Genomic DNA, 25,843 nt, shown 5'->3' on the forward strand with positions numbered 1-25,843 from the left:
CAAAACTGGATAGGCAGATGTGACCGAGATCATCATTGCGCCTGCCATCCTTCTGCTCTAGCAGTCATGTGCGACGTTGCATGGCTGGTTTAGCTTTCCGTCTCTCATTGACCACCGAACAACTCTGACGCGCATAAAAAAACATCCCACTGAAACCAGTGGGATGTTTGCTGTCACAGAGGACCCGTTTCGCATCGGGCTCCCACCTGGCTTGTTAGAAGCCTGCGCGCAGCTCCAGGTTTGCCTGATTGCCACCGCTACGCTTCTCGACCTTGCCGGTCAGCGTCATCGACTTCGACAGTGCGTAGCCAAGCGTGATGCCACCGGAAGTACGTGTCTTCTTCTCGCTAGCAAAAACAACCGGGAACTGAACGCGTGCATCACCGATCAGGCGTGCATTCATCTCGCCACCCTTGCTCGCCAGATCACGATCAACACCAAGATCCAAGGAAGCAGCCAGCGTATTACCACCCACCAGGAAATCGTGAGACACGGCTACACCAGACTGCAGTGTGGTACGCGAAGCGTTGAAGCCATTACTGGACAGCAGCTGCGCCGACGATCCGCTTTCGTTAAAGCCCTTGATGCTGGTACTGGAATGCGCCAGATTGATGCGCGGAACAACCGTCCACTCTTCACCGCGCAAGGCAAGATAGCTTGCACCAATGCTGGCATCGACACCTGTGCTATCCACGTTAGCATTGGCAGCACCATCCCACAGGCTACGATGCATATCGAAGCTGTTACGGTTAAAGCCAAGGCTATCAGTCATCAGCCAGCCCTCACCAAATGGCACCTTCGCATAAGCTGTCAGACCTTGACCCTTTGCAGAACCAGATGTGTAGAGCGCATTGACATCACCACTTGCGTTATTGGCGATGAAGCCAACACTCAGCGATTCAAGATGCTTCTCAACGCCAACGTAGAAGTCCTTGCGCTTGGTCTGCTTGCCCGCCTCATCCAGCTTGCCGCTTGAGTAGCCAGCAAAGACAGTATGCTCTCCGGATACGCCAGCTGCGGCAGGTGTTGCACGCGCCCAAATCAAATCAGACACAAGCTTGCCGGATTGCAGTGCAAAATCACTTGTCAGGCTGAATTGTTCTGGCACAAATCGCGCCAGATTATCAGCAGAAATCAGCGTTGCATACGCAGTGGCGCCGGCTGCTGTTTCCGAGTTGATCTGGCTTGCAGCCACATCTCCGGTCGCAGCAGACATGATGACACGCATCGCGCCGCGCTGGTTAGCATTTGCACCCAGTTGGGAGAAGTCTGCACTTGCACCATCCAAGCCAGTTGCAATCAGCTGACCAGATGCCACATCAAATACTGCAGATGCATTGGACATTGCCTGATTACCGGTCACATCGCTCTTCTTGATGAAACCAACCGAGCCAAAGTGTCCCTTGGCTGCCTTGGCGAGACGACCGCCTTGCAGGTTGGCGAGAATCTGGAAGGTGTTACCGCGAGCCAGATTAACCTTTTCATCCACGACAACATTAAGCGTACTGCTCTTGTTGATGGTCACATTGCCGCCAACGCGAACCTGATCGAAGGCAACTGCGCCCGTGGAGGTTGTCTGGATTTCTGCCTTGTACAGTGCATTCTCCGTATAGTTGCCGGTGACGGCGACCATACCCGGAGAGTTACCCGGCGACAGCGTACCGTTATTGGTAAAGTCACCCGCAAAGGTCAGATAACCCTGGACGCTCGAACCCAGCGGGTTCACAAAGCCACCTTGAGCATTCACCAAACCGCCGCGTGTCAGTGAGGTACCGCCATTCAGCACCAGGTACTTGAGCGTTGAACCAGTCTCAAGATTGAGCTGCGAGCCATTATCAAGTGTGATGGTACCCGTGCCGCCAGCTTGGGTTGCATCAAGCATGGCGCCATTACCCACGGTAAGCACACTGCCGCTACCAACAGAAGCACTTTGTACGGTTACCGATGTGCCGTTTCCGGTAATGGCAAAGTAACCACCATTACTCACATTCACAGCCTTGGCAGCAGAAGTACCGCTACCAATCGTGAATTCGCCACCCGTCTGGTTGAATTGCGAATTCGCCGCATTGATGGTGCCCTTGAAGTAGCCACCATTCAGCACATTCAGCTGATACGCATTCAGATTGGCAATACCGGTACCGCTCAGACTGTTAATCGTCTCAGTACCCGCATTCAGATTGATTGTGCCATTCAGCAGCACATCAGGCGTACCGATCAGGGACTGGAAGATGTTGTCTGCAACAACCGACGGGCCACCCAGATTCAGTACCGCACCAGTTGTAATGTTGATGGACGACGCTGCGATCGTGCCATAAACATTGACTGCGCCCGGTGTGGAAACAGGTGTGACACTCACCGCATCAACCGTCATCTGGCCTGCACGAGTTTGATCTGCAGAAGGCATTGCACGGCCACCTGCGTCAGCAAATACCACCATTGCACCGGTACCGAGGTTGGCATTAATCACCGAACCACCGTACAGCGCATAGGTACCTGCTGTAAGGGTCTTGCCTGCGCCGTTGATCACGCCGGTATTCACAAATGTGTCGATCACATCATTTGTACCCAGTGCAACCGTACCGTTGTTGATCAGACGAGCATTGCTGGCCAAGCCACCATTCACATCGTTCAGCGTAGCACCTGCTGCAATGGCAACACTGCTCGATGACAGACTGCCAACCAGATCAAGCGTGCCACCGGCAACCTGGGTCTGACCAGTAAAGGTATTCTTGCCAGACAGTGTCAAGGTACCGGCGGACTTCTTGACCAGTGCTGGATTGGCCAGACCCTTGCCATTGTCTACCAGCTGACCACTGAACGAACCTTGATTCAGGATCAATGCGCCATTGGCAACATTGATCTCACCCGCGCCGGTCAGTCGATCGATGGTCTCGTTACCGCCGAGCACCAGGTTGGCGCCGCTATCAACCTGCAATGCTGCAGACTGATTTGCCAGACGTCCGCCCTTTGCAAGCGTAGTGCTACCTGAACGGATTGCCACCGATTCAGCTTTGGTCGAACCATTCAGCGCAACCTTGCCATCAGCAGTCAATGTACCTGTACCCAGATCGACATTGATCACCGCGCCGTCGTTCAGTCCATAGTTTGCTGCGGTCAGCGTCACGCCCTGTGCGCCGCTCAACTCACCCGAGTTGACCAGCTGAGCAATGGTCTGATTTGCACCCAGCCAAACCTTACCCGCATTACTAAGTTTCGAGTTGTTAGCCAAACCAGCCGCTGCATTGTTTAGCTGAGCACCTGCGTCAACGACGACCGAATCACTCGCCAAACTACCTTGCAAGTCAAGCATACCGCCATGAATGAGGGTCTGACCGGTATAGGTATTCTGACCTGACAATGTCAGTGAGCCATCGGAATTTTTAACCAGCGAGCCACGTGCCCCTTCGCTGCCGTCCACCAGTCGACCGGAGAACGAACCACTATTCAGCGAAAGCGTACCATTGCCCAGCGCAATTTGACCTGCACCTGCCAGGGTATTGATCGACTCGCTGCCACCCATTAACAGGGCAGCATCACCATTGACTTGAAGCGCCACGGACGAATTGGTCAGTCGGCCGCCAGAACCCAGACGCGTAGTACCATTCTTGATTTCGACTGCAGATGCGGCACTCGTGCCATTAATCGTCACAGCACCATCAGCCGTCAGAGTACCGCCACCCAAGTTGGCATTTACAACCGACCCGCTGCCCAGTGCATAGGTAGATGCGGAGAGCGTACCTGTACCATCAATGATGCCAGAGTTAATCAGTGCAGCGATCTGGTCGTTTTCGCCCACAGATAGCCGGCCAAAATTCACCACACGAGCTGAATCAGACAAGCCACCGCGGAGGTCGAATAACGCCCCACCCTGATTAATCGTGACAAGATTGCTTGCCAGCGAACCTGTCAGGGTAATTGCACCCGCATTAATAGTGGTGCTACCACTGAAGGTATTGCTACCCGAAAGTGTTAGGTTGCCATTGCCACGCTTAACGAGAGAAGCACCCGAACCGCCTGCTACACCACCATCCTGCAGTGAGCCAGCAAACAGCGTATCGCTATTCTGATTCAGGGTCAGTGTTTTGCCACCGAGGCTGATCGTACCTGCACCGGCAATCGAGCCAACGGTCTGATTGGCCGCTGCGGACAGATCCAGCTTTGCAGTCCTTGCTTCAACTGAAACAGCGGCTGCCGTATTCAGGCTACTTGAACGACCAAGTGTTGTCGTACCGGTTTGCACGGCAAATGCCGACGCATCACTCTTACCATTCAGCGTCACATTGCCGTTGGCTGTCAGGTTACCCGTGCCGAGGTTAGCGTCAATCACTGAGCCATCGCGCAGATCATACTGCTTGGCTGTGAGTGTCTTGCCAAGGCCGGAAACGGTGCCGGAATTAACCAGCGTTGCAATGGTCTCGTTGTCACCCAGGCTGAATCTACCGTCATTGCTTACTGTTGCAGCATCTGCTAGGCCACCCGCAACATCGACAAATGTTGCACCCTTAGCAATGTCGATAGCCTTGCTCGACAGGGTACCAAGTAGGTTTAAGGTGCCTGCATTGACCTTCACCTTACCGGCAAAGGCGTTGTCGCCATACAAGTCCAGCATGTAGTTGCCTGTTTTGACCAGCGCAACGTCATCCTTAGCCTTACCTTCATCAACCAGACGGCCATAGAAGGAACCACCTTCAACAGTCAGGCTGCCCTTGGCAAGATTGACGGTACCTTCACCTCTCAGCCAGTAGATCGATTCCTTACCACCCGTGACCAGAGTGGCGCCTTTATCAACCTGCACATTAACGCCTGCATTGGTAAAGCGACCAGCGGAACCCAGAGTTGTTGTACCACTTTGAACCATTGCAACCAATGCACCGATCGTGCCATTGAGTGCAACCGTGCCGGACGAATACAAGTAACCATTACTCAGATTGGCATTCGCCACTGAACCATCCAGCATGAAATACTGATTAGCAGTCAGTGTTTTACCGACACCATCGAGGGTGCCATTGTTAACAATACTTCTAACCTCTTCATCGGCACCTAATACCACCTTACCTTTGCTAGTCAACTCGGTATACGCTTGCAAACCAGAGTTGGCATCAATCAGGGTAGAGTCGGTACCAACATAGACAGATCGGCTATCAAGTGAACCGGTCAGTGTGAGCTTGCCTGCTTCGACGGTAGTCCATCCGGTGTAGGTATTCTTTCCAGATAAGGTTAAATTGCCCGTTCCCAGCTTGCGCAATCCCGCAACATATTTAGTTGCTTGGTCTTCTTTAATCGAACCCGAGAATGTCGTGTCGACATTCTGATCCAGCGTCAAAACCGAAGTGCCCAAGGCTACCGTGCCCACACCGCTCAGCGAGCCTATGGTTTGATTCTTTGCGCGCGACAGATCCAGCGTTGCGTTATCTGATTCAATAGACACGGCTGCCTTATCAAATAGATCGCCATTTACCCCCAGTTTCGTCGTACCTGTTTGGACCGCAAATACAGACGCGTCGCTCTTGCCGTTCAGCGCGACTTCGCCATTTGCAGTCAGGCTGCCTGTTCCCAGGTTCGCGTCAATCACCGAGCCATCACGAAGATCATACTGTTCGGCAGTTAGCGTGTTTCCCACGCCATTTACTGTACCGCTATTCACAAGTTTACCGATGGTATCGCTGACACCGAGGGTAAATTCGCCGTTGTTGGTCAAGGTAGCGCCATCTGCCAATTTGCCATTCACATCCACCAGATGTGCATCTTTAGCAACTTCCACAGATTTGCTTGATAGCGAGCCGAACAGATTGAGTGTGCCCGCATTGACCTGAGTATGACCAGTAATTGTGTTACTGCCATACAGGTCTAACGTAGCATTAGAATTTTTGATAAGCGCAGAATCACTAGGTTCTTTGCCATCATCAATCAAATTACCTTGGAACGAACCGCGGTCCACCGTCAATCCGCCCTTGGCCAGATTGATAACCCCTGCGCCATAAAGCCCATCAACTGCTTCTGCACCACCCGTTACCAGTGTCGCGCCGCTCTCAACATGCAGCGCCGTTGCTGCATTAATCAGGCGCCCAGCCGAACCAAACGTAGTTGTGCCGCTTCTGACTTCGACCTGCTCCGCATCTACCGTACCATTCAATGCCACACTACCATCACTCTTGAGCGAACCCATGCCCAAGTTCGCATTGATAATGGAACCATCTTGCAGCTCATAGCCTTTTGTCGCGGTCAGCGTTTTGCCTACGCCATCAAGGGTGCCACTGTTAACAAGGTGCGCAATTCCCTCATCAGTCCCTAGATCCAACACACCCTGATTAGTAACCTCAGCGGTGCTACTCAAACCACCGTTGACATCAGTGAATTTTGTTTCTTTTGCAATATCGATCTTTTGACTGTCCAGTGTCCCAGTCAGGGTGATCGCACCTGCAGACAGTGTTGTTGCCCCGGTATAGGTATTATCCCCGCTGAGGGTAAGGTGTCCCGCGCCTAGCTTCTCCAGTTTACCTGCCGTTCCACCCGAACTGCCGCCATCCTGAATTGAACCTTCATAGATTGCGTCGATATCTTGATTCAGCTTCAGCTTTTTGCTTCCCAGCGCCACCTTACCAGTACCCGTAAGCGAGCGAATGGTTTGATCTGCCGCGCCGGATAAATCAAGCGCTGCAGTATTTGCATCGATGGACACTTCAACCATATCCGACAGATCACCGAAGGCGCCCAGTGTTGTTGTGCCAGTTTGCACGTCCAGCAACAGTGCATCGCTCTTGCCATTCAAGTTGACCCGGCCGTTTGCAATGATTTTACCGGTACCCAAATTGACATTGACCTTAGCGCTGTCATTCAGGTTGTAAGTTTTGGCGGTGAGTGTGTGAACAACATTAGGTGTACCAGCGAGTACCAGATTGTTGATCTCGCCATTGTTGGTAAAGGTATCGACAGTGTTATCCGCACCCAGATTGATCGTGCCGTGATTATCCAGCTTGGCTTGTGCGGACAGACCAGCAGTTTCCACATTGAAGGTGCCGGTATTTTGGACGGTAATCTTGCGACTGGCCAGGCTGCCTTCCTTGATGGCAATGCCCGTATTTGTACGACCCAGCGTCAGCGTGGCTCCGCTAGCAATCTCAGTCGAACCCGAGTAGGTATTCTGACCTGACAGTATCAGATTTTGAGACCCGGCAACCATAACGCCCGAGGTATCGTCGCCGGAGATAACACCTGCAAACGTATTCTTTTCCGCCTGATGGATAGTCAGGCTCTTACTACCCAATTTTATTTCTGTACCGATTGATCCAGACAGCGTACCGGTCGTTTGGTCAGCTTTTGCCTTGGAAATATCGACGGTACCCAAATTCACTTTCAGGTAGCTATATGCACTGTTGGTGCCGCCCAAGGTGCCGTTATTTTCTACCTTCAGCATGCCGCCAGACAGCTCAGTACCGAGATAGGTATTTTTACCCGTCAAAATTAACGTGCCGGTGTGATTACTGTCACCGACCACCAAAGTACCATTAGAAATAACGCCTGATAGCGTTGCGTAAACACTATCACTTTGATTGGCGAAGACCTTCACGGCTGCCTTACCATTTGCGAGATCAATGGCATTCGTGAATTCAACTTTATTCGTAGCGGCTTCGGAACCGAACACCAGTGCGTTGGAACCGCCAACAAAACCAGCCTGACCCCATGTCAACTTAGCGCCAGAGTTCAGCGTTACCTTCAGGTCCTGCCCCTCTGCAGCAAATCCCCCCGAGCCTAACCATTGAACACGATTAGGAGCGCTGCCTGTAAAGCGATTGAATACACCTGAAGTGGTTTGCAACACGCCTTCATTGCTTGAACTACTTTTATCACCAAATGCAATATTACTATTTCGATTAATGCCAATCCCATCGTTTGCAACAAGCAGGCCGTTTGCAATGTTGGTTGCACCCGTGTAGGTGTTCTCACCATTGAATTTGACCGTGCCGCCATTGCCGATAGTTAAACTCGCACCCTCACCAATCTTAACATTTGTATTTGAGACGCTAGCTGCACTGTTGTCTGCAATAGAGCCATTGAAGGTAATCGTGTTTCCTTTTCCGGCCAATAAGCTAACGATGGAATCTTTCATCATAAACAAGTCGGTACCAGCTGCCTGACCTGCATTTCCACCCTTTTTACTTACTCCACCGATCACACCATTCTGGTCGAAAGTCGCATTACCGTTAATATTCAGTATGCCTCTTTCGGAAACAAAAATGGCTCCGCCAAATCCTGAACCACCGTCGCCGCCGATACCGTCCCCATCACTTCCATTACCGGCGCCAAAGCCACCGAGACCACCCGCGCCAGCTGACCCATCGGAACCAGCTTCTCTGAAAGAGATCCCTGGCTCCCCGCCTTTCCCGGCGGCACCGCCTCTGCCGCCACCAGCACCGAATCCACCATTCCCGCCTTTGCCGCCATCACCACCATTGCCACCAGCTGCACCGCCATTTTTTAAAGATAGGAGCCAGTTTCTACCGCCTTTTCCACCGTCACCACCACCCCCCCCCATACCACCGCCAGAGCCAAAGTAGCCATTACCGCCGTTACCACCATTGCCGCCCTGGCCGCCAATACCAATCTGACCGGCTTCAAGCGCAGACTCCCAGTTACTGAGCTCTTGCCTGTCTGCCGCCAATGTTGCAGTTGCGAGGGCTAAATCGGCTATCGCAACCGCAGTGCCTTTAGGGTCAAAGCCGGGAACCAAGATTGCAGCTGCAGCGGCCGCTTCCGCCGCAATAGACACGACAACGCGAGCCTCTAGGACTAGATTTTTTTCCGATCCTTGGCCTCCATTACCGCCCTTGCCACCACCGCCGCCCGCGCCACTCACGTAATCCGATATGCCTGAGCCGTTGTAACCACTCTGGCCTTTCCAGCCTGATGTTCCGTTGGCATCATCACTCATTGGATGCTCTGGTGTACCACCTGAGGTGCCATTCACCCCGACCATGCTCTCTTTGTTGAAATTGGCAAATCCATTGAGCGCACCACCCACATTGCCGTCACCACCTAGACCACCCACAGCCATATTGCCAACCAGGTCAACATTAGTAAGGTTTACGGTCGCTTTGGAACCGATAAATATCGCCCCACCAAGCCCTGCACCGCCTCCACTACCGCTGCCGCCAGTTGTAGTAAAGCCAGTAAGCGTGCCGTTTGATAAATCAAGCGTGGAGCTACCTGAAACAAAGTATCCGCTCTTGCCAGCGCGATCCTGTGTTTCCTTTTTATTGTCATATTTAACTTCAGAACTCACTAAACCTGGCTCAGGAAAAGGATCTGCTGCTGACACAGCAGGCGCCCCCAGCGCCACACACAGCGCTGCCGCGCCTGATACTGCAACCTTTTTGGAAGAGCCCGGCTTGCCGTGGCTACGAGTTTGTTCGGAAGCCACCACGAAGCATTGGCGAACGTGGTTCCAAACGATGGCGTAAACGTGATTCATCTCTCGATCCTGAACAAATGTATGATTTGATATATTGTTTTTTTGTAAGGAGCGAGATTGTGCCGAAGTGCCTGCTTATTGTCCAATTATCAATTAAATCAACACGTTGTATTAATACGTACTAATATTCCAAGCGCATTATTTTCATTTAACTGTCACACTTAGCACTGCCTAACAAGGGTTAATGGAGCCTTATTGTCCGTACAAAAAGAAACAGCCCGCGACTGCGGGCTGATTGTGGATAACTAGAAAAGCTAAGATATTTCAGGCGGTTCCACCGACCGTGAGTCCACCATCAATCCGAATGGTTGGTTGCCCCACCCCGACGGGCACACTCTGCCCTTCCTTACCACAGGTGCCTACACCCGGATCAAGTGCCATATCGTTACCAATCATCGACACACGCGTCAGTACTTCCGGGCCATTCCCGATCAGGGTGGCGCCCTTCACGGGGTAAAGAATTTTGCCTTTTTCGACGTAGTAACATTCGGAAGCAGAGAAGACAAACTTGCCGCTGGTAATATCGACCTGTCCGCCACCAAAGTTCGCGGCGTAGATGCCCCGGTCAATGGATTCAATGATTTCCTGCGGATCGCGATTGCCATTCAACATGACCGTGTTGGTCATGCGCGGCATCGGAATGTGTGCATAGGATTCACGTCGGCCATTGCCGGTTGGCGAAACACCCATCAGACGGGCATTCATGGCATCTTGCAGGTAACCCTTCAAGATACCATCTTCGATCAACACGGTACGCTGTGTCGCATTACCCTCATCGTCCACATTTAGTGAGCCGCGTCGATCGCGCAATGTGCCATCATCGACAACCGTTACGCCGGGTGCAGCCACTCGCTGACCGACCATGCCTGAAAAGGCCGAACTGCCTTTACGGTTAAAGTCGCCTTCCAGCCCGTGGCCGATCGCTTCATGTAACAGGATACCTGGCCAACCGTTACCTAACACAACCGTCATTTCTCCAGCGGGAGCGGGTCGTGCTTCGAGATTCACCAGTGCCTGACGTACTGCTTCGCGCGCGTACGATTGCAGTAACTCATCGGTAAACCAGCCATAATCGAGTCGTCCGCCCCCGCCGACATGCCCCGTTTCCCTGCGGCCGTTTTCTTCGACAATCACCTGAATGCCTGCACGCACCAATGGCCGCACATCCGCTGCACGTACGCCATCGTGCCGCACGACATAAACCACCTCGAATTCAGCAGCAATGCTCGCCATCACTTGCTTAATACGCGGATCAAGCCCCCGTGCATATTGCTCAAGTCGCTCCAGCATGGCGATTTTTTCAGTTGAACTGAGGCTAGCGAGCGGATCATTGGGTACATACAACTGCGGCCCATTTACAAGCGTACGACTGAGCGGCGCATGGCCACTTCCCCCCTGACGCCCGATCGCCTTTGTTGCATTGGCAGCTTCGTGCAACGCTCCAAGCGATATGTCATCAGAGTAGGCAAACGCGGTTCGCTCGCCCGATACAACGCGGACGCCAACACCTTGGTCGATATTAAAGCTACCCGCTTTGACGATGCCTTCTTCAAGGCTCCAGCCCTCAGAGCGGCTGTATTGGAAATAGAGATCGGCATGATCCACCTGGCGGGTCATGATGTCACCCATGACGCGATCCAGAGCCAGATCATCCAGGCCCCAAGGTGCAAGCAAATACTTGTCTGCTTGCAGGCGTGCTTCCACTGCCGGGTCGATAGCGTTCATAGTGTGTTCCAATGTGCATGCCGCTAGCGGCATGTGAATGACTCGAAACGCGCTTATAACACGCGGTGTGCTAACGCAGGCAGACTTTGACGGATTCGCGACTGGTGTTCGGGCTGAATATCGGCAATGACAACGCCGGAGCCCCGTGCGAGTCTATCCAGAACCTGCCCCCAGGGGTCGATAATCATGCTATCCCCGTGGGTTTCCCGACCATTTCGATGATATCCCCCCTGCGCAGATGCAATCACGTAGGCCTGATTTTCGATGGCGCGTGCGCGCAGGAGTGGCTCCCAGTGCGCCTTTCCTGTTGTTTCGGTGAAGGCTGCAGGTACGCAGATAATGTCCGGCATACCCATTTGCCGGTATAACTCGGGGAAGCGCAGGTCATAACAGATTGATAGTCCGATACGTCCGAATGGGGAATCAAACGCCACGACTTCACGACCAGCGGTAATCGTGGCCTCTTCGCGATATCGCTCTTCGCCAGACTCGAATCCGAAAAGATGAATCTTATCGTAGCGGGCAACCTGCTTACCCTGATCGTCATACACCAGACAGCTGTTGCGTACCTTGTTCGGATGCTCATCCCATAACGGCACAGAGCCACCGATGATCCACATGCCATGCTTTTTGGCTGCGCGAGAAAGGAAATCCTGAATAGGGCCGGCGCCGGGAGACTCCCTTACCGCCACTTTATCAGCATCTTTCAAGCCAATGATGGCAAAGTATTCAGGCAACACTGCCAGTTGGGCGCCTTGCGCAGCCGCCATGCCAATCAATACGTCGGCTTCAGCAAGGTTAGCTCCGACTGTCGGGCCTGACGCCATCTGAATGGCTGCGACCCGGAATCCTCCAGCGCGTTCGGCCAGATGCGCCTGCATCTTAGAATGTGTGTGTGCTCGGGTAGACATAATGCGATTCCTGTTTTCAGGTCTTCTTAGTTTGATCCGGACTTTGCAGCACCCTCAATTTTTGGGTCATCCAGACTGCCGCTGATATCAATTTCCTGAGCGAATATTTGACCGACCGGATCTTTCAATACTTTCTGCAACAGCAACGAACCTACGCCAATCGCCGGATTTGCCAGAGCCAGACCAGCTGTAACGGACACTGGATCACTGAGTGTCGGCACGACCCGTACTCGTAATTGCACGGTATTGGCGGGCAGGTCCACCTTACCCTTGAAATTCGCTTTTGCAGGTGGCCCATTGATGTCCAGATTATCTGTACTCATGATACCCCGGACAATTGCACTGTCGCCCTGCACACGATCAAAGACAAAGCCATCGCTGAACACATCTCGAAAATCCAGCATCAACCGGCGCGGGAGTGAGGCCAGACTGAAAATACTGATCAATCTGCCAATCCCCGGCTGGTCGTAGCGCATGAACTGGCCACTCTCCAAATCAATATGAATCTTGCCGTTGAGTGACGCATAGGTTGGCGCATACGGCGCGCCAGCCCAGGTCAACTGACCAGTTAGTTTGCCATTTCCACGCTTGATCACTTCAGGATAGCCAAAGCGTTCAAACATTTTTCCAAGATTCCCCGATGACAGCGAGAAATTCATATCTGTGTGGTTTTCTGCACCGCTCGATTTCCATGCGCCATCGGCCGTGAAATTCAAGTCATCGCCGCTTAATTCGAAGCGCTGTATCTGCCACGCATCACCCACCGGATTTGCCCGAATCGCCAACTTACCCAGCACGCGATCACTCAAACTGACGCTTTCGGCCTTGATGTCCAATGCTGGCAGGTGTTGTGCTGTCTGAACAGGCGATCCTGTGGGGCGATTCTCTGGCACAGCCGCAATCGGCAGAGACAGATTAGCCAGACGCGCAGACAGTCGCCCCCCGCCCGCACCGCTCCACAAGGCATTCCCGCGTAGTTCTTTACTCTTCACACTGGCAGACCATCCCTGTGCTGCGGGCCGCAGCTGCGCACTCACCGTATTCAGCTGTCGACCAAATGCCTTCAGCCTTGCAGTCTGAATGTCTATGCCATTAATCGGTGAGTCAGATGAAGCAGCTGAAGTTGATGCCGAACTTCCCTGCCCGAGTACATCAAGCCATGGATCCAGAGTCAGTTCGGGGTGGTTGATCACAACCCACATGCCCGGACGAACGGGCGACGGTGTCTGCTTGCCAATGGTGATCTCACCGCGATCTGTTTTCCAGCCATCCTTGCCTTGTGAACGCCGCATATCCATTTCCAGCGTATCGCCCAGCATGAAGCGCCATCGCTGGGCTTGGCCGTTGGCATGCTGTTCCAGTGCTAAACGCAATGGTCTCGATTCGCCTGCCGCCTTAGTTAAGGGTGCGGGCAATGAAACCGTTGTATCACGCATGGAGGCATTGACCCCGATCTGCCACCCACCCTCTTTGGGTAAGGCAACCTCAAGCTGATAATCAGTGCTACCTGCAAGGTAGGCGCCAAAGGGGATGTCGTAACGCTGAGCTGCTTGACGGGTCTGCAAGCTTCCGCTCGCCTCAATACGCATGGTGCCATCACGCAAGGTATTGATATCTGCCCTAACCTTACCGCCAAGCGCATTAGCAGTGATGCCCTTGGCATCCGCACCGTGCTCGGTAAAATGTACTTCGCCACGCGCTTCAAACAGATTCGGCATATCGTCAAGTAACTGAATCTGATTACGATTAAAGCGGTAGCGCCCATCTACCCGTGTGTTTTCTGCATGATCGAGTGGGATATCAAGCTGTAGATCAAGATCGCCATTTCCGACGGCTTTTGCTTCTCGACCAAAACCCGACAGTGCCTCATCTAGCGGGCTCTTATTGATAAACCTGAAAAATTCACTGGTGGGCCCCGATACTTTGCCTGTCACCGTCAGAATATCTGCCTTGGACAAATCAGGAATCACCGCCGATGCAGATTCGATATGCGTCCCGAGAATCTCCCCTTTACCGAGAATCTCCATGCGATTACCGCTGAAACGCAATTTGCCATCGAGATGATCAATACCCGGCCATCCGGGGGTGTATTCGAACTTCACATCATGTGCATCGCCTTCGACAAGCCAGACACCTTCTTTATTGTCAGGAAATGGAAACGCATCTAGTGGCCCCTTTGCAATGATCTTGATATTGCGCGCCTCACCCTCTTTCAGCGAAGCATCAAGGTATTTGTGGGTCTCCGGGCCAATTGAGACTGGGAGAAAACGCCTCACATCGCGTGCATTGACGCGCGCCACCTCAGCATTAAGATCCAGATACCCGCTGGTACCTGCCATAGCTCGCCATTCACCTTTAGCGCTGGCTTGAATGGCTCGACTGGATAGAGAAAGCTGCTTCAGCACGAATCGCATGTCGGGCTGATACGTCCAGCTGCCTTTGAGTGCAATGGTGTCCAGCGAAAGTGGATCGGGCAATATACCGGGCGCAACCAGTGAAAACTGCTTACCTGAAACATCGATTTCCCCACCTGCCTGGGTCATCGTCACTCGCCCGCTGAGCGGCCCGCTACTCGGCCAGGGTGCCGGCGCTGTCAAAGCCAGCGCACTGAATCGTGCTTCTCCCGAATATGACGACGGATGACGCCAGTTGCCTTTCCAGCGTCCGCTGACTGAATCGATTCGACCGGATGGATGCATGCCATTCATGGCCTTGCGTACCTCCGGCGGTAACGGCAACGCAGACTCAAGTCCACTTAATGGGGGCACCACCAGTTTGTCGAAGCTAAAGCTACCCGCCTGAGCGCTGTATTCAACCTTTAAGGCACCACCATTGAGCACTGGATTCTGACCGGTCGCCAGCGCCAGATTGTTCGCAGTCAGCGTATGCTGACCATTCTTTTCGTGCCAATGCAACTGACCGCCCAGCCTGGACAATCGAAATACGTCCAGCTCGGGCGCGATGCGCATAGCCGTGTCCCGAACATCAAGCTTGATATCCACGCCGTTGACATTGAAGGCGCGAAAACTGATCGCCAAATCAACACTGCCCTTGCCTGAATGGACATCAACCGGATAGGGAATCCACTGCCCCCATGCGGCGAGATCTACGCCGGCTATACCGCCACGTAGCTCACCTTCCCACGACTTGTAGGCATCGAGACTATCGCCGGACCAGTTTGCTTCCAACCGAAAGGGTTGCGCGAGTCTGGCTGGCGGTGTCGTACTCAATTTCAGACTGTGCCGACCAAATAGTTGGTTCTCGACCTCAAGGTCGACCTGATCAAGGACAAGGGGCACGCCACCGCGCATTTCATCCCGCCAGAGAATTCGACCCTGTTGAATCCCCAAGCGGTGATTACGCAGCATCCAGTCCATCAGACGGTTGTCCCCGCCCTGGTGATTGAGCAGGATGCCAGCAACGGAAATCTGACCATTCTTCTCACGTGTGATGGTCAGATCAGGGCGAATGGCTGTCAGGCTATCCAGACGGATGTCGCCGATCAGGAATGGCCACCACGCCAGCGTGCCTTCCACTTCTGCAAGCTGTAATGCGGGCTTTCCCGACTGGTCAGCAAGACTAAACCCATCGATCTGTACCCAGGGCTGGAAGGCTCGCCATCCCCCATGGATGCGACGGATCTCCACGTCACGCCCCAGGCTCTGGGTGAGGGTGGACTCGAATTTTCCGCGATACTCGTCAAGATGCGGGAACATCCACCATTGCAGCCAGGCGGACAATCCAAGGACAACCGTCATCAGAATGGCGGCGATCCAGATCAGGACACGGGATTGCCAATGCACAGCCGAAAAGCACAGGTTAAAACCGGTGCGGAATTTTCTGCCAATTGCGGAAGGAGAGAAACGGCTCATTCGTTGTGGTATGTCTTTGTCTTGTACTTATCCAGACAAGCGCCGGCCGTTCTGGTTCAATGTGATTCACCATCATCATAATCAAGATAGAGTTGGCATCGCTGCCAAATCGGCGCATATTCTACCGCGATGCAGCATGTCGCGTGCATCAACCCTCAGAATTTCATACATTCCCGCTATGCCAGCCTATTCTGCACTCGAACGAGCCCTCTCCCACAGTCGATATCTGCAACGCTTGCTTGCAGTCCGGCCGGAGATTCGCGCTGATATTCAAGCACATATTGAGCATCCGTTTACGCGTACTGAAATGCAAGCGGCATTATTGCAGTGTCGCGACGAAGACGCATTGCATCGAGGCATGCGCCATTTGCGGCAACAGGTGCTTGCTCGCATGATCTGCCGGGAACTCGGCGGCCTGTCCGACCTCGATGAAGTCGTGCAAACCTGCACGTCACTTGCAGAGGAAACCATTCGCGCCTGCATGCGCCTGCTGGAGGTGCCGGATGAGCGTTATGGGCAACCCATTGGTGAAAGTACGGGAGAGGTCCAGCGTCTCCTCGTAGTTGGCATGGGCAAGCTTGGCGGCGGTGAACTAAATGTCTCGTCCGATATTGATCTGGTATTTATCTACCCGGAAGATGGCGAGACCAATGGTCCAAGGCGCATATCCAATCACGAATATTTTGCCCGTCTGGGCAAACGTCTGATTGCACTGCTGAATGATGTAACGGCAGACGGCTTTGTTTTTCGGGTAGATATGCGATTAAGACCCTTTGGCGACTCGGGTCCGCTTGTATCGAGTTTTGATGCCTTGGAAAACTATCTACTCACACAGGGACGTGAGTGGGAGCGCTATGCGTGGATCAAGGGGCGCGTGGTGAATGAGGTCAGTGATGCGGTCGAACAAGACCTCATGAAGCTGGTGACGCCCTTTATCTACCGCAAGTATCTTGACTACAGCGCGTATGCGTCAATGCGCGATCTGCATGCGCAAATTCAGCGCGAAGTTCGGCGCCGTGACATGGCTGACAATATCAAACTCGGTCCGGGCGGTATCCGTGAAATCGAGTTCATCGCACAGGTTTTCCAGTTGATTCGGGGCGGAAGGCGTCCATTGCTGCGCGTCCGCCCTACTCGCGATGTACTTCGATTGCTCGCGGCCATGGGGCAGCTCGAACAGGCAGCCGTTGATCTGCTTGTCGAGGCGTATGAATTTCTACGTGATCTGGAGCATCGCCTGCAATATCTGGATGATGCACAAACGCAGATGCTGCCTGAACAGGAGGAGGATCAGCGCAGAATTGCGAGTAGCATGGGATTTGATGATTGGGCCAGCTTCCGTAAAACACTGGAACGCTATCGACAGCACGTCATGAATCAATTCGAATTGGTCTTTGCCTTGCCACAAGCCGAGGGAGAGGCCGTCCACCCCTTGTCCGGCGTATGGCTGGGGATTGCCGATGGCCAGTCATCACAGGCGAGACTCGCAACGCTCGGCTATCGGCAGCCGGAAGAAATCGAGCGAAGACTCTCTGCGATTGCACAAAGTAGTCGTTACAAGTCGCTTGCCGACAAAAGCAGGCGCCGACTGGATGCACTGATTCCGCCGCTAATCGAAGTTGCATCACGCGAATCCAATCCGGATGAAACCCTGTCGCGCATCTTGAATTTCCTTGAAACCATCAGTCGTCGCGAATCGTATCTGGCATTACTGGCCGAACATCCGCAAACGCTGAGTCGTCTCTGTGCGCTGCACAGTGCAAGTCCCTGGGTGGCGGCCTATCTTAATCAGCACCCGATCCTACTGGATGAGCTGCTGGATGCCCGCTTGCTGTACGCGCCGCCGACCTGGCCCAAGCTTTCAGAGCTGTTGCGAGCTGATCTGGAAGCCCATGCAGGCGACCAGGAAGTTGAAATGGATGTGCTACGCCATTTCCAGCATCAACAAGTATTCAGACTGGTCGCGCAGGATCTGGCAGGGGAATGGTCGCTCACCACTTTATCAGACCATTTATCCGATCTTGCCGATTTGATCTTGCAGCAAACCATTCAGCGCTGCTGGACCGAAATGCCGGGGAAACACCGCGACAGTCCTGCATTTGCCATCATTGGCTACGGAAAACTAGGTGGTAAAGAGCTGGGCTATGGCAGCGACCTGGATCTGATCTTCCTCTATGACGACGATCATCCTGATGCGGGCGAGAAATATGCACGACTGGCGCGGCGCATCAATACCTGGCTAACCACCACGACTGCGGCCGGTAGCCTGTATGAGGTTGATTTGCGGCTGCGTCCCAACGGATCGTCCGGCCTTCTGGTCAGCAATATTGCATCCTTTGACCACTATCAGCGCCATGAAGCCTGGGCATGGGAACACCAAGCCCTGACACGCGCACGATTCTGTGCGGGTGATCCTGCAATTGGCGAGACGTTTGAAACAGTACGTCGTTCGGTCTTGTCACTTGATCGCGAACCGCAAACCTTGAAGGATGAAGTACTGAATATGCGGGCACGCATGCTGGAAACGCATCCAGCCGATGAGACGGACCTAAAGCATCGCAGAGGTGGTCTGGTTGATCTCGAATTTATCGTCCAGTTTCTGGTATTGGCGCACAGTCATACCATTCCATCGCTTTTAGAAAATAGCGGCAATATTGCGCTGCTGGATATCGCTGCCGATGCCGGGCTGATCCCCGAATCACTTGCATCGGCCGGACAGGAAGCCTACCGCAGCCTGCGCGCACATCAGCATGCCGAACGGTTGAATGGCGGGTTGCAGCAGCATGCGGATGATCCGGCGCTGGATCAGCACTGCGCTACGGTGAGGACGCTATGGGATCACGTATTCCAGCCAACCGGAGCGTGACGCAAACCGCTATAATCATGGCGAATTCAATTACTCACTCCCTTTGCCCGAGAGGACACCATGAGCAGAATCTCGCTCAGCCGCTTTCTGATCGAACAGCAGCGCCTGCATAGCCATATCACGCCTGAACTGCGTCTCTCCATTGAAGTTGTTGCCCGTGCATGCAAGGCCATCTCTCATGCCGTACAGAAAGGTGCCCTGGCCGGTGTACTCGGCGAAGCCGGTACCGGCAATATTCAAGGCGAAGCGCAGAAGAAGCTGGATGTGATCGCCAACGACGTGCTGCTCGAAGCCAACGAATGGGGCGGTCACCTAGCCGCAATCGCATCGGAAGAAATGGAACATCCCTATCCCATTCCGAGTGCCTTTCCGAAGGGCGGCTACCTGCTCCTGTTTGATCCGCTGGATGGCTCGTCCAATATCGACGTGAACATTTCGGTCGGCACGATTTTCTCGCTGCTGAAGGTGCCGGATGGTGTAGAAGAAGCCAAGGAAGAACATTTCCTGCAAAAGGGTGCCACTCAGGTCGCTGCGGGTTATGCGGTCTATGGCCCACAAACCATGCTGGTACTCACCACAGGCCAAGGCGTCGACGGGTTTACGCTGGATCGCGAAATCGGCAGCTGGGTACTCACTCACCCGCAAATGAAGGTGCCAGAGAAGACCAAGGAGTTCGCCATTAACATGTCGAACATGCGCCACTGGGAAGCCCCCGTGAAGCGTTATGTAGACGAGTTGCTGGCCGGCTCCACTGGCCCGCGCGGCAAAGACTTCAATATGCGCTGGGTGGCCTCCATGGTGGCAGACGTACATCGCATTTTGACCCGTGGTGGCGTGTTCACCTACCCGCGTGATGCCCGCGAACCAGAAAAAGCCGGCAAGCTGCGTTTAATGTACGAGGCTAATCCAATGTCCTACATTATTGAGCAGGCTGGTGGTGCATCGACAAACGGCTACGAGCGTATCCTCGATATTCAACCAGAACAATTGCATCAGCGCGTGGCTGTCTTTCTAGGATCGAAAGAAGAGGTCGACGTTGTCACCCGCTATCATCGCGAAGCGCAGGGCTAATCAACGCCCCTCGCAGATCGGCCCGGACTGTTGTCCGGGCTTTTTCATTTCTAGCGCAGCCCTTTGTCAATCTGTCTGGCGTAGCCGCTTTGAGCGGTCTAACTTTCTAAATATTGGGTGAAATACACATTCACATGGATCGTTGCCGCCATGAAAAATCAGATTGCACCAACAAATCGTGAACAAGTGATGAGGGATTACGATTTCATCATCTCCAAGACTGATGCCAAAGGTCGTCTTGTTTACGCAAACCAAACCTTCATCGAGTTCTCCGGTTTCTCAGAAGCGGAGTTGCTGGGTCAGCAGCACAATATTGTCCGCCATCCGGACATGCCGCGCGGGGTATTCAAACTGTTATGGGATACCCTGACGCAAGGCAAGGAAATTTTTGCCTACGTCAAAAATATGCAAAAGGATGGCGGATTCTACTGGGTGTTTGCCAACGTCACCCCGGACTATGATCCATCGGGAAATATCATTGGCTATTTTTCAGTCCGCCGCGCCCCCAGAAAACCCGCAGTACAGAAAATATCGGTCATATATCAGCAAATGATCGACATTGAAAAACAGGCTGGCCCAAAACATGCGTGTGAAGCGTCACTTCGCTATTTAAATGAAACATTGGCGCAGGAAGGCATGACCTATGAAAATTTCATCCTTGCTCTCTAATCATCAAGGTGTAGCGATTTTCCTGCCAGCTTCAATGGCGACGCTCTGGGCGTGGTACGCTCAGCATAGCGGCATCGGCATGCTATTGGGTCTCCTTCTTTCCATAGGAATCTACTGGTTTCTCCAGTCAAAACGAAATGACACTGACCCCCGTATCCTCCAGTTGCAAGCCGTAGCCCAATCTGTCGTCGAGGGGAAATTAACCGATCGGATAACAGGCGTAAATGCATCCGATGCAATTGGTAAGTTATGCTGGAATATCAATGACATGCTGGATCAGCTCGAAGCCTGTTTTCGCGAGCAAAGTACGGCAATGGATTATGCGAGTCGTGGGCAATATTTCCGAAAAGCGCAAGCAGGCGCATTACACGGGAGTTTTGCTCAGGCACTGAAAAATACGAATCAGTCAATTGCACAACTCGAAACCCATGCCAGTCAGATGCAGGCCAAGCATGATGCCGAACAGCACGCGCTCGCCGAACTCAAGGAGCTGGTGCAACATGCACTTTCAGGTGACTTTTCACGACAGATTCCGACGCAGGGTAAATCAGGGTTTACACTTGAACTCATTGAAGGCCTCAATCTACTCTCTTCAAAAGTAGAGTCAAATATGCGTGCTTTGGCCGAAGTGATGAATCACATTGCTGCAGGCTCGCTGCAATTAAAAATGGAAGGCACTTATTCGGGAGTATTTGCTGATATCCAGCGCAGCACCAACAACATGGTGAGCTGCCTGTCTCAGGTGATTGAGCAAGATGTTGTAAATCTGGTGTCCGCCGCCTCTCAAGGAGATTTTAGCCAGCGTATCGATTGTCGAAATCAAAAAGGCTTTTTTGCCCAGCTTTCCAACAACCTGAATACACTGAGCGAACTCACGGAAACAAGTTTAAATGATTTCGCAGCAGCCATGAATTGCATTAAACATGGCGATCTTACTAGCCCTATTCAGGCTGAATATAGTGGCATATTTAATCAGCTGAAACATGATATCAACGATACCATTCAAAAATTGCTGCAAATGATATCGGAGGTGAATGATTCCGCCACATTTGTATCTCAAGCCGCGACCGAGATTTCAGCAGGCAATCTTGATCTGTCCCGCCGTACGGAAAGTCAGGCCGCGAGCCTGGAGCAAACCGCCAGCACCATGGAAGAAATTACGGGCACAGTAAAGCAGAGTGCAGACAACGCGAAATTAGCAAGCCGATTGGCGCATGAGTCGAGTGCATTTGCCACCCGGGGTGGTGAAATTATGCAGCAGGTGATTCAAACCATGGAAGAGATAGATAACTCATCCAAACAGGTTACCGATATCATTTCAGTGATTGATGGCATTGCCTTTCAGACCAATATCCTGGCACTCAATGCAGCAGTGGAAGCTGCCCGCGCCGGTGAACAGGGGCGCGGCTTTGCAGTAGTCGCATCTGAAGTACGTTCGCTTGCACAGCGCTCAGCAAGTGCCGCTCGGGAAGTAAAAACCCTTATCCAGAATTCCCGCCAGAAAGTAGATGAGGGACATAAGCTTGTTAGCTCAGCTGGTAGCAGTATGAATGAAATAGTTGAGTCTGTCGAACGCGTATCTGGAATCATTGTCGATATCTCCGCGGCTGCATCTGAACAGACAAACGGAATTGATCAGATTAATATTGCAGTTGCGCAGCTTGACAGTACGACTCAGCAGAATGCCGCACTCGTGGAAGAGGCCTCTGCAGCAGCCGAAAATCTCGATGAGCAATCCAAACATCTTTTGAGTATTGTGAGCCGCTTTAAACTATCCCAAACCACTAGTAGTCATTCAATTATTCAGCGTACCAAACATCCTGCACCACGTCTTAAGCAGCCATCATCAGTTCATCCAACCAGTAAATCCAGTGATGAATGGGCTGAATTCTAAACGCCTGAGTGTAGACATGTAATGCGGTTTAGACAGGAGTAATTGTATGGAACGCAGCCTGCTAGTAGTCGATGACGATCCATGGATCGTCTCCCAAATTCAGGCCATACTCGGTGATATGTTTGATATTCGCCATGCGGATTCAGCGAGTGCGGTGATGCCCTTGCTCGATACCTTCAGGCCACACATCATTTTACTGGATATTAATCTACCCGAAATGGATGGCTACGATATATGCCTGAATATTCGTAGCAATGATGACTGGATTGATATTCCAATTGTCTTCCTTTCTGCCAACGTCGAAGTCGATGACAGATTAAAGGCATACAATGTTGGGGGATCAGCCTACATTACCAAACCATTTGTTCCTCGCGAATTGCGCAAACAAATTGAGATCATTAATGAAAATAGTATTAAGCATGATGATTTAAGAAGTATGGCAGCAACTGCTTCCGCCGCTGCAATATCCGCATTATCTGCAGCAGCAGACATTGGGCGCATCATGTCGTTTCAACGGGAAATATCCTGCTTAACGCACTTTGAGGATATCTCTGCTGCATCCTTCCATATCCTGCATGAGTATGGTCTGGAAGGATGTATTCAACTTAGAAGTCGTACAGGGAATGTTTCAAGAAGCAATAATGGTGAAGCCACTTCACTTGAAGAGTCTGTTCTCAAAACCATGGCAAGCTGTGCACGTATTGTAGATCTCGGCACACGTTCGGCATTCAACTTTCCCCATGTATCCATTATCATTAATAACATGCCAAAGGGAAACGCTGATTCTTATGGCCGGATTAAAGATAATGTCATGACAATTGCAGACGCCATTGACATTCACATGAACACACTGGAATTAATGGTTGAATCGGTACATCGTAATGAAGCTTTACTTGAACTACTGAAGAAGAATACCGCTACATTACGCGAAATAGAGGGCACTAATCGCCGGCAGCGCGAAGAAAGCTCGGATATTCTCAGCAGGCTGATCAATGATATCGAAAGTGCATTTGTGTACCTGGGACTGTCTGAGTCTCAGGAGCGGCGATTGCAGAATATGGCACGAGATGCGGTGATTCGTGCTCAGGCGCTTACTCAAGAGTCGCTAGCCATGGAGGCGCTGATTGAGTCCAATGCGTCCCTCATGGAATCACATGAGGGCATTGAGGCTGCCCTGAATAGTGAAGTCAAGAAAATCAGCGAAGCCGCTGCAAGTCGCATCGAATTATTCTAATTGCCCGGAAAGAAGGCGGGTATGTCTACCCGCCTTTAACACTTACAGCTTACCTTCAAGCTTTCGATTTCTCAGCACACACAGCAGATCAGCCGCAACATGGGCTGCCGCCAGTGCGGTAATCTCGCTTTGATCAAATGCAGGCGACACCTCAACCACATCCATCCCGACCAGGTTCACAGGCTGCATCCCGCGGATGATGGACAATGCCTGAGCACTTGAGAGTCCACCCGGCACAGGCGTACCTGTCCCCGGCGCAAAGGCGGGATCCAGACAGTCGATATCGAATGTCAGATACGTTGGGCGATCACCCACGATTTCCAGAATGCGTTTGAGCGTGGCAAGCGCGCCATGCTCGTGTACCCATGGCGCATTCAGTTGATGTACGCCCATGTAATCATCATTCCATGTGCGGATACCTACCTGAACCGATGTCGCAGGATCGATCAAACCATCTTTAACCGCTTTGTAGAACATGGTGCCGTGATTCAGGCTATCGGGTGAATCATCCGGCCAGGTATCGCAATGGGCGTCAAAGTGAATCAGGGACAGGGGGCGGCCATATTTTTCGGCATGCGCCTTCAGTAAGGGATAGGTGACATAGTGATCGCCACCGAAGGTTAGCATTTTGGCACCGGACGCAATAATTGTCCGGGCATGCTCGACAATCGAGTCGTGGATTGTCATGGGATTGTGGGCGTCAAACCAGCAATCGCCGTAGTCAATGACTGCCAAATCGTCGAACGGATCGAATCCCCACGGAAATGGCTTCAGCTCGGCCAGCTGAACAGAGGCTGCACGAATTGCCTGTGGCCCCTGGCGCGCACCCGAGCGGAAGGTAACCGACAGATCAAGTGGAATGCCACTGACGACGACATCGGCGCCATCGAGATTGCGGGAATAGTTACGACGCATGAAGCTCAGCACACCCGCGTAGGTGTTTTCAATCGAGCTGCCATACAAAGAATCACGACGGATTGCGCCGTCGCCACGAATCAGGTCTGACATTGCACGTATTCCTGATTGCGCCTAGAGCTGGATAGCCCAGCTCATCGACTACCGTCCATGCTTTTTGCAGCCGACGGCTCAAGGCTGCCGCACCCAAGATGCGAATAATTGAAAGGCTAGGCGCAGAGCGCAAACGGGGATGTATTAAGCCGACTGGCCGAATAATTCCTCAGCCGTCGCTACAGCCGTGCCCAGCTTACCTACCACGATACCGGCTGCGCGATTCGACCAGCGCATTGCCTCAGGCAGGGTTTCGCCCGCCGCTAACATCGCCGCAAGCGTAGCAATCACGGTATCTCCTGCACCGGATACATCGAACACTTCACGGGCGACGGTTGGCTCATTTGTTACGCCATTGGCACCGAAGAGGCTCATTCCCTCTTCGCTGCGCGTCACCAGTAAGGCATCCAGATTCAACTCGTTACGCAGCGCCGTTGCGCGTGTCACAAGATCAGCCTCATCGCGCCACTTCCCTACGACTTCGCGTAACTCCGCGCGATTAGGTGTGAGCAAGGTTGCTCCGGCGTAACGCGAATAGTCATCGCCTTTCGGGTCGATCAGTACGGGCTTCCCTGCAGCGCGCGAGGCCTCGATCATGCTGGTCACATGGGTAAGGCCACCCTTGCCGTAATCGCTCAGCACAACCACGTCGTGTTCGGCCAGTTCACGGCGAAACTCTTCGAGTTTGGCTGCAAGGATTTCGTGACTAGGTGCATGTTCGAAATCAATGCGGATCAATTGCTGCTGTCTCGCGACAACACGCAGCTTGATGGTGGTGGTAATGCTCTCATCACGATAAAGCGAAGCACGTACTCCGTGCTGCGACAGCACCTTGTCGAGTGAATCGGCGGCTTCATCATTGCCCGTCACGGACAATAGCGTTGCCTGACCGCCAATGGCGACAATATTCCGCGCGACGTTGGCCGCACCACCGGCGCGATCTTCTGTGCGCATGATGCGCGCAACAGGCACCGGCGCTTCCGGAGAGATTCGACTCACATCGCCAAACCAGTAGCGATCCAACATGACATCGCCCACCACCAGCACGCGGGCGTTTTTCAGCTTTTCCTGAACGGGATTTACAACCATCGGGGATACTATTCCAGTTGAAAATGGGGAGGATC

At 52.7% G+C, this 25,843-nt stretch carries 11 protein-coding genes; 5 read left to right on the plus strand and 6 right to left on the minus strand.

All coding sequences use genetic code 11. The annotated features are described in order from the left end of the window. Positions 1 to 214: 214 nt before the first annotated feature. From KSF73_13695 to KSF73_13710, 4 genes are all read right to left on the minus strand, one after another. On the minus strand, positions 215 to 9,469 hold the full coding sequence (locus KSF73_13695) for an autotransporter-associated beta strand repeat-containing protein (protein ID MBV1776764.1): 9,255 nt from the start codon (positions 9,467 to 9,469) through the stop codon (positions 215 to 217). Between the two features lie 264 nt (positions 9,470 to 9,733). Continuing rightward, positions 9,734 to 11,194 (minus strand): metalloprotease TldD, encoded by a 1,461-nt coding sequence (gene tldD / locus KSF73_13700; protein ID MBV1776765.1) that lies wholly within the window; start codon positions 11,192 to 11,194, stop codon positions 9,734 to 9,736. A 53-nt stretch (positions 11,195 to 11,247) separates the two neighbouring features. Further along, positions 11,248 to 12,075 carry a carbon-nitrogen hydrolase family protein gene (locus tag KSF73_13705; protein MBV1776766.1) on the minus strand — a complete coding sequence of 276 codons (828 nt, stop codon included), beginning with the start codon at positions 12,073 to 12,075 and terminating at the stop codon, positions 11,248 to 11,250. A 56-nt stretch (positions 12,076 to 12,131) separates the two neighbouring features. After that, positions 12,132 to 15,977, minus strand: coding sequence for a TIGR02099 family protein (locus KSF73_13710; GenBank protein MBV1776767.1), 3,846 nt, complete (start codon positions 15,975 to 15,977; stop codon positions 12,132 to 12,134). 178 nt (positions 15,978 to 16,155) lie between these two features. Here KSF73_13710 and glnE point away from each other — a divergent pair, with 178 nt between their 5' ends. The 5 genes from glnE (at position 16,156) to KSF73_13735 (ending at position 23,711) form a co-directional block, all read left to right on the plus strand. Then, the gene (gene glnE / locus KSF73_13715; GenBank protein MBV1776768.1) at positions 16,156 to 18,843 is read left to right on the plus strand and encodes a bifunctional [glutamate--ammonia ligase]-adenylyl-L-tyrosine phosphorylase/[glutamate--ammonia-ligase] adenylyltransferase; all 2,688 of its coding nucleotides are present in this window, start codon (positions 16,156 to 16,158) and stop codon (positions 18,841 to 18,843) included. Positions 18,844 to 18,903: 60 nt separating this feature from the next. After that, positions 18,904 to 19,914 (plus strand): class 1 fructose-bisphosphatase, encoded by a 1,011-nt coding sequence (locus KSF73_13720; protein ID MBV1776769.1) that lies wholly within the window; start codon positions 18,904 to 18,906, stop codon positions 19,912 to 19,914. Positions 19,915 to 20,103: 189 nt separating this feature from the next. Next, a complete protein-coding gene (locus tag KSF73_13725; protein MBV1776770.1) occupies positions 20,104 to 20,583 on the plus strand; it encodes a PAS domain-containing protein in 480 nt (159 codons plus the stop codon). Between the two features lie 268 nt (positions 20,584 to 20,851). After that, positions 20,852 to 22,477, plus strand: coding sequence for a hypothetical protein (locus KSF73_13730; GenBank protein ID MBV1776771.1), 1,626 nt, complete (start codon positions 20,852 to 20,854; stop codon positions 22,475 to 22,477). 46 nt (positions 22,478 to 22,523) lie between these two features. Continuing rightward, complete coding sequence (locus tag KSF73_13735; protein MBV1776772.1) at positions 22,524 to 23,711, plus strand: response regulator; 1,188 nt, start codon at positions 22,524 to 22,526, stop codon at positions 23,709 to 23,711. A gap of 42 nt (positions 23,712 to 23,753) precedes the next feature. On the opposite strand, the gene speB is transcribed toward KSF73_13735, so the two are convergent. Continuing rightward, on the minus strand, positions 23,754 to 24,719 hold the full coding sequence (speB, locus tag KSF73_13740; GenBank protein ID MBV1776773.1) for an agmatinase: 966 nt from the start codon (positions 24,717 to 24,719) through the stop codon (positions 23,754 to 23,756). Between the two features lie 144 nt (positions 24,720 to 24,863). After that, a complete protein-coding gene (rfaE1, locus tag KSF73_13745) occupies positions 24,864 to 25,808 on the minus strand; it encodes a D-glycero-beta-D-manno-heptose-7-phosphate kinase (protein ID MBV1776774.1) in 945 nt (314 codons plus the stop codon). Positions 25,809 to 25,843 lie beyond the last annotated feature (35 nt).

It is taken from the genome of Burkholderiaceae bacterium DAT-1, from assembly GCA_019084025.1.
In the GTDB taxonomy this organism is placed as follows: domain Bacteria; phylum Pseudomonadota; class Gammaproteobacteria; order Burkholderiales; family Chitinimonadaceae; genus DAT-1.

Bases quoted from the DNA above. Each gene is read 5' to 3' on its own strand.
- speB (MBV1776773.1), bottom strand. From the start codon at position 24,719: ATGTCAGACCTGATTCGTGGCGACGGCGCAATCCGTCGTGATTCTTTG.
- KSF73_13705 (MBV1776766.1), bottom strand. From the start codon at position 12,075: ATGCAGGCGCATCTGGCCGAACGCGCTGGAGGATTCCGGGTCGCAGCC.
- rfaE1 (MBV1776774.1), bottom strand. From the start codon at position 25,808: ATGGTTGTAAATCCCGTTCAGGAAAAGCTGAAAAACGCCCGCGTGCTG.
- KSF73_13730 (MBV1776771.1), top strand. From the start codon at position 20,852: ATGCTGGATCAGCTCGAAGCCTGTTTTCGCGAGCAAAGTACGGCAATG.
- KSF73_13695 (MBV1776764.1), bottom strand. From the start codon at position 9,469: ATGAATCACGTTTACGCCATCGTTTGGAACCACGTTCGCCAATGCTTC.
- tldD (MBV1776765.1), bottom strand. From the start codon at position 11,194: ATGAACGCTATCGACCCGGCAGTGGAAGCACGCCTGCAAGCAGACAAG.
- glnE (MBV1776768.1), top strand. From the start codon at position 16,156: ATGCCAGCCTATTCTGCACTCGAACGAGCCCTCTCCCACAGTCGATAT.
- KSF73_13735 (MBV1776772.1), top strand. From the start codon at position 22,524: ATGGAACGCAGCCTGCTAGTAGTCGATGACGATCCATGGATCGTCTCC.
- KSF73_13725 (MBV1776770.1), top strand. From the start codon at position 20,104: ATGAGGGATTACGATTTCATCATCTCCAAGACTGATGCCAAAGGTCGT.
- KSF73_13720 (MBV1776769.1), top strand. From the start codon at position 18,904: ATGAGCAGAATCTCGCTCAGCCGCTTTCTGATCGAACAGCAGCGCCTG.
- KSF73_13710 (MBV1776767.1), bottom strand. From the start codon at position 15,977: ATGAGCCGTTTCTCTCCTTCCGCAATTGGCAGAAAATTCCGCACCGGT.